Origin of the sequence: Streptomyces litmocidini (assembly GCF_014649755.1) — a bacterium.
Taxonomy (GTDB): domain Bacteria; phylum Actinomycetota; class Actinomycetes; order Streptomycetales; family Streptomycetaceae; genus Streptomyces; species Streptomyces litmocidini.
This window is the reverse complement of sequence record NZ_BMTQ01000044.1, coordinates 1-5,099: the sequence shown is the minus strand read 5'-3', so window position 1 is coordinate 5,099 and position 5,099 is coordinate 1. Positions and strand designations below refer to the sequence as shown.

Below are 5,099 nucleotides of genomic sequence, written 5' to 3'. Positions count from 1 at the left end.
GTCGACTACTTCGAGAACAGCGGCCTGCCGTTCGTCATCGCCCTCAACGGCTTCGACGGAGCCCAGCCCTACCAGCCGGAGGAGGTCCGCGAGGCCCTCCAGATCGGCCCCGACACCCCCATCATCACCACCGACGCCCGCCACCGCGCCGACGCCAAGAGCGCCCTCATCACCCTCGTCGAGCACGCCCTCATGGCCCGCCTCAAGTAGAGGGGCCGACCGGGGCAGTTGTCATATGCCGCCGCCGGGGGCGGTCTGTGTCCTTCGACACGGCCGTCCCCGGGTTCATAACATTTCGACAGAGAATTGAGGCGCCCCGGACACCCGACGCATCCGGCCGGTGTCACTGCGCTCACACGAGCCCCGCCATTTGGCGGGGCTCGCTCTTTATGCCCGTTTTATGTGAGGCCTGGACCACTGAAAGGGTCCTCGTCCCACTGTTTGGAAGGGACCCCCTTCACGTGCTGCAATTCATGAACTCCCGAGTAGTACGGCCCTGAACGAAACACCGGCACAACGTAGGTGCCGACGCCGAGAGGTTGTTGGTCGAGTGAGGCGAAGCAAGGAAAGCTCCGCGGAGCAGGAGACGCGGGGCAACTTCACGCCGCCGTCGCGCACGGCGGTGTCGCCCGCGGACGTGCCCGTGACGCCGCCCCCCGTGGAAGCTCCCAAGGGCAGCTCCAGCAAGCTCTCGCCCCGCAACTGGCGGGTGCCCACCCGGCTGAACGCGATCCTCTGCATACCCGTGCTCACCGGCCTCGTCATGGGCAGCTTCCAGGTCAAGTCGGCCATCGACACCTGGCAGGAGGCGCAGGACGCCGAGAAGACGGCGCTCATCGTGCGCGCCGCCTCGGAGTACAGCACCGCCCTGCTCGACGAGCGTGACCTCACCGCCGGCCCCCTGCTCGCCGCGAAGACCCCCGAGGACCGCAAGGTCGACGAGGTCACCCGGGCGTACGCCGCGACCGACTCCGCCAAGGCCAAGTTCGACGAGGCCGTCAAGAACATGCCGTCGGGCCAGGGCCTGGAGCGCCGTCTGCGGCTGTTCCAGGACGAGGAGCCGAAGCTGGAGACGCTGCGCAAGGCCGCGTACACCCGCTCCCTCGACCCGGTGAACACCCAGCTCGGTTACACGAGCGTGCAGCACTACCTGATGGAGTTCTCCAACGAGCTCGGTCTGGGCACCGGCAACATCACCAGCTACGGCCGCACCGTCTACGCGATCCAGCTCTCGAAGGGCGCGGAGTCCCTCCAGCGCTCCATCGGCACCCAGCTCCTGGTCCGGCCCAGCCACGACGAGGCCGTCTTCGCCCAGCAGTCCGTGGCGTTCAACTCGTACAACTACCTGGAGCAGATCGCCCTCGGCGAGTTCAGCTCCGGCGGTCTGCCCGAGGACGTCGACCTCCTCAAGAAGGTCATGGCCGGCAAGGCCGCCGAGGGCGACAAGCGGATGGCCGCGGCCGGGGTCGAGCTCCCCAAGGGCAAGGACGGCTCGGTCTACTCCGGCGTCGCCTCCCAGATCGGCACCGCCAAGGGCCCCGACGGCATCAAGGAGCTGAAGGGCAAGGGCATCACGCCCGAGACCTGGATGGCCGTCGCCACCGCCAAGTTCGACGGCTACAGCGAGGTCGAGAAGACCCTCGTCGACAAGGCCGTGACCGAGGCCGCCGACATCTCCGACGAGGCCAAGACGGACGCCTGGGTCAACGGCGGCATCGTCGTCGTCGCCCTGCTCGCCGCCTTCGTCCTGGCCGGGATGATGGCCCGCCAGATGAGCCGCTCGATGCGCAAGCTGCGGAACGCCGCCTTCGGCATCGCCGAGCAGCGCCTGCCGATGCTGGTCGACCAGCTCTCCCGCACGGAGCCGGGCCGGGTCGACACCCGCGTCCAGCCCATCCCGATCGACTCGCAGGACGAGATCGGCGAGGTCGCCCGCGCCTTCGACCAGGTCCACCGCGAGGCCGTCCGGCTCGCCGCCGAGCAGGCCATGCTCCGCGGCAACGTCAACGCGATCTTCACGAACCTCTCGCGCCGCAACCAGTCGCTGATCGAGGGCCAGCTGACCCTCATCACCGACCTGGAGAACAACGAGGCCGACCCGGACCAGCTGGAGAACCTCTTCAAGCTGGACCACCTGGCCACCCGCATGCGGCGCAACGGCGAGAACCTGCTCGTCCTCGCCGGCGAGGAGCCGGGCCGCCGCTGGGACCAGCCGGTCCCGCTGGTCGACGTCATGCGCGCCGCCTCCTCCGAGGTGGAGCAGTACGAGCGCATCGAGCTGGCCGGCGTCCCGGAGGCCGAGATCCACGGCCAGGCCGTGACCGACCTCGTGCACCTGCTCGCCGAGCTCCTGGAGAACGCCACCACGTTCTCCTCCCCCCAGACCAAGGTCCGCGTCACCGCGACCCGTCTGCCCGACGGCCGCGTGATGGTCGAGATCCACGACAAGGGCATCGGCCTCACCGCCGAGGACTTCGCGGACATCAACCACAAGCTGGCCAATCCGCCGACCGTGGACGCCGCCGTCTCGCAGCGCATGGGCCTCTTCGTGGTCGGCCGGCTCGCCGACCGGCACGGCATCCGGGTCCAGCTCCGCCCCTCGGGCGAGCAGGCCGGGACGACCTCGCTGATCATGCTGCCGGACGCGATCACGCACGGCGGCGGCGGCGAGCAGCCGCTCCAGGACGACTTCACCGTCTCGCAGATCATCCCGCAGCAGCAGCAGAACGCCTTCGAGGCCGCCCCGCAGCAGCAGCCGATGCTGACCGCCGCCGACCTCGGCTTCGACGACTCGCGCTACGAGCAGCCGGCCGGCGAGGAGCGCCAGCTCGACCCGGTCAACCGCTCGCTCCAGCGCGAGGAGCGGCGTGCCACCCTGGAGGCCCAGGCGCAGGGCGGCGACCGTCCGCTCTTCCGCGACGAGGCGGAGCCGGCGGAGCAGTACGGCCAGGCCCAGGAGTTCGACCAGGGCCAGGAGTACGGGCAGCAGCAGGCCCAGGAGTACCCGACGGAGCAGTACCCGGCGCAGGAGTACGGCCAGGAGTACGCGGCCGGCTACCCGCAGCAGGACGGCTTCCGGCAGCAGGAGGGCTACCCGCAGCAGGAGGGTTACGCCTACCCGCAGCAGGGTTACGAGGCGTACCCGCAGCAGGGTTATGCGGAAGCCTCGTACGAGGCCTCGGAAACCGAACACCAGCAGTACGGCAATGCGTTCGATCCCCAGTCCCATCAGGCAGAGTGGCCCGACCAGAACGCCTACCAGGGTGGCTACGGACAGGATTTCGGAGCGGAACCGGAATCTGCTCCGAGCGCTCCCGAACAGGCCCCCGAGCGCGTAGGCTTCGACCGTCCGGGCCCGACCGCGAGTCCCGCCCCGGACGCCGGACACGCGCTGACCGACGCCGGTCTGCCGCGCCGCGGCAGCGTCGCCCCGCAGACGCAGCAGATGCCGCAGCAGGCGCCGCAGCAGCCGAAGCCCGCGCAGCCGGTGCAGCAGCAGGACGCAGCCGACGGCACCGACGAATGGCGCTCGACCAACGACGAGCGCTGGCAGCGGGCCGGAAAGCTCAAGGACCCCAAGGCGGGCGGGGTCACCTCGTCCGGTCTCCCCCGGCGGGTCCCGAAGGCCAACCTGGTCGAGGGGACGGCTGAGCAGACCCCGCAGGGCGGCCCCCAGGTCTCCCGCGCACCCGAGGACGTACGGGGCAGGTTGAGCAACCTGCGCCGGGGCGTCCAGCAGGGGCGCAGCGCGGGAACGGACACGAACGGATCGGGCCTCGGCCCGGGCAACACCTACAACCAGGAGCGTTAGTGTGAGCGCGATGAGCCAGGCGGCGCAGAATCTGAACTGGTTGATCACCAACTTCGTGGACAACACCCCCGGGGTGTCCCACACGGTGGTGGTCTCCGCCGACGGTCTCCTGCTGGCGATGTCCGACGGGTTCCCCCGCGACCGCGCCGACCAGCTTGCGGCGGTCGCCTCCGGACTGACCTCGCTGACCGCGGGCGCGTCCCGGATCTTCGAGGGCGGTGCGGTCAACCAGACCGTGGTGGAGATGGAGCGCGGCTTCCTCTTCATCATGTCGATCTCGGACGGCTCCTCGCTGGCCGTGCTCGCCCACCCGGAGGCCGACATCGGTCTCGTGGGCTACGAGATGGCCCTGCTCGTGGACCGCGCGGGCACGGTCCTGACCCCCGACCTCCGGGCGGAGCTTCAGGGAAGTCTGCTCAACTAACAGACAGACAGTGCGTTTCACGTCACCGCACCGTAAGGTGCGGTGGCGCGGTTCAAGGGACATGGACCGCGAGGCAGTCGGAGGAGGAGACGTGGGTACACCCCCGGGCGGGAGCCCTTACAACGGTTATGACGCGCACCAGGCGCCCCTGGGCGACGCCGCGCAGAACAACCGGTTCAACTTTCCCTCCACCCCGAGCAGACAGGGCGTGTCGCAGCCCTACGCGCAGCCTCAGGTCCCGTCGGCCGCGGGTTCGCCGTCCGCCTCGCGCGGCGCCGCGGGCGGTTCCGGCGGGCACAACCCGCTGGTGCGTCCGTACGCCATGACCGGTGGCCGGACCCGGCCGCGCTACCAGCTCGCCATCGAGGCGCTGGTCAGTACGACGGCCGACCCGGCCCGGCTGCAGGGCCAGTTGCCCGAGCACCAGCGGATCTGCCGGCTCTGCTTCGAGATCAAGTCGGTCGCCGAGATCTCGGCCCTTCTCTCCATTCCCCTCGGCGTCGCCCGAATCCTCGTCGCCGACCTGGCCGAGGCCGGGCTCGTCGCCATCCACCAGCCCGGCGGCGACGAGGCCGCCGGCGGTCAGCCAGACGTGACACTGCTCGAAAGGGTGCTCAGTGGACTTCGCAAGCTCTAGCGGCGGCGCGGCCCGTTCAACCACCAGCGCGAAGATCGTGGTGGCGGGTGGCTTCGGCGTGGGCAAGACCACGTTCGTCGGCGCCGTCTCGGAGATCAACCCGCTGCGTACCGAGGCCGTCATGACGTCCGCTTCCGCGGGCATCGACGACCTCACGCACACCGGCGACAAGACGACGACGACCGTCGCCATGGACTTCGGCCGCATCACGCTGGACCAGGACCTGA

4 protein-coding genes and 1 pseudogene are annotated in these 5,099 nt (G+C 69.8%); all 5 read left to right on the top strand.

Annotated features, from left to right (window positions below; translation table 11 throughout):
- Positions 1-210: pseudogene (locus tag IE180_RS35665) on the top strand (ATP-binding protein); the annotation flags it as partial.
- A gap of 340 nt (positions 211-550) precedes the next feature.
- Positions 551-3,811 (top strand): sensor histidine kinase, encoded by a 3,261-nt coding sequence (locus IE180_RS35660; RefSeq protein ID WP_190161093.1) that lies wholly within the window; start codon positions 551-553, stop codon positions 3,809-3,811.
- A gap of 10 nt (positions 3,812-3,821) precedes the next feature.
- Positions 3,822-4,235: a roadblock/LC7 domain-containing protein gene (locus tag IE180_RS35655; RefSeq protein ID WP_030224397.1), complete on the top strand. Its 414-nt coding sequence runs from the start codon at positions 3,822-3,824 to the stop codon at positions 4,233-4,235.
- Positions 4,236-4,326: 91 nt separating this feature from the next.
- Complete coding sequence (locus tag IE180_RS35650) at positions 4,327-4,872, top strand: DUF742 domain-containing protein (RefSeq protein ID WP_190161092.1); 546 nt, start codon at positions 4,327-4,329, stop codon at positions 4,870-4,872.
- Positions 4,853-5,099: ATP/GTP-binding protein (locus IE180_RS35645; protein WP_190161091.1), on the top strand; the 247-nt coding region annotated here is incomplete at its 3' end. The genes IE180_RS35650 and IE180_RS35645, both read left to right, overlap by 20 nt.

What these genes read in the sequence shown, in the direction of transcription:
- IE180_RS35655 (WP_030224397.1), top strand. Translation starts at nt 3,822, where the DNA reads ATGAGCCAGGCGGCGCAGAATCTGAACTGGTTGATCACCAACTTCGTG.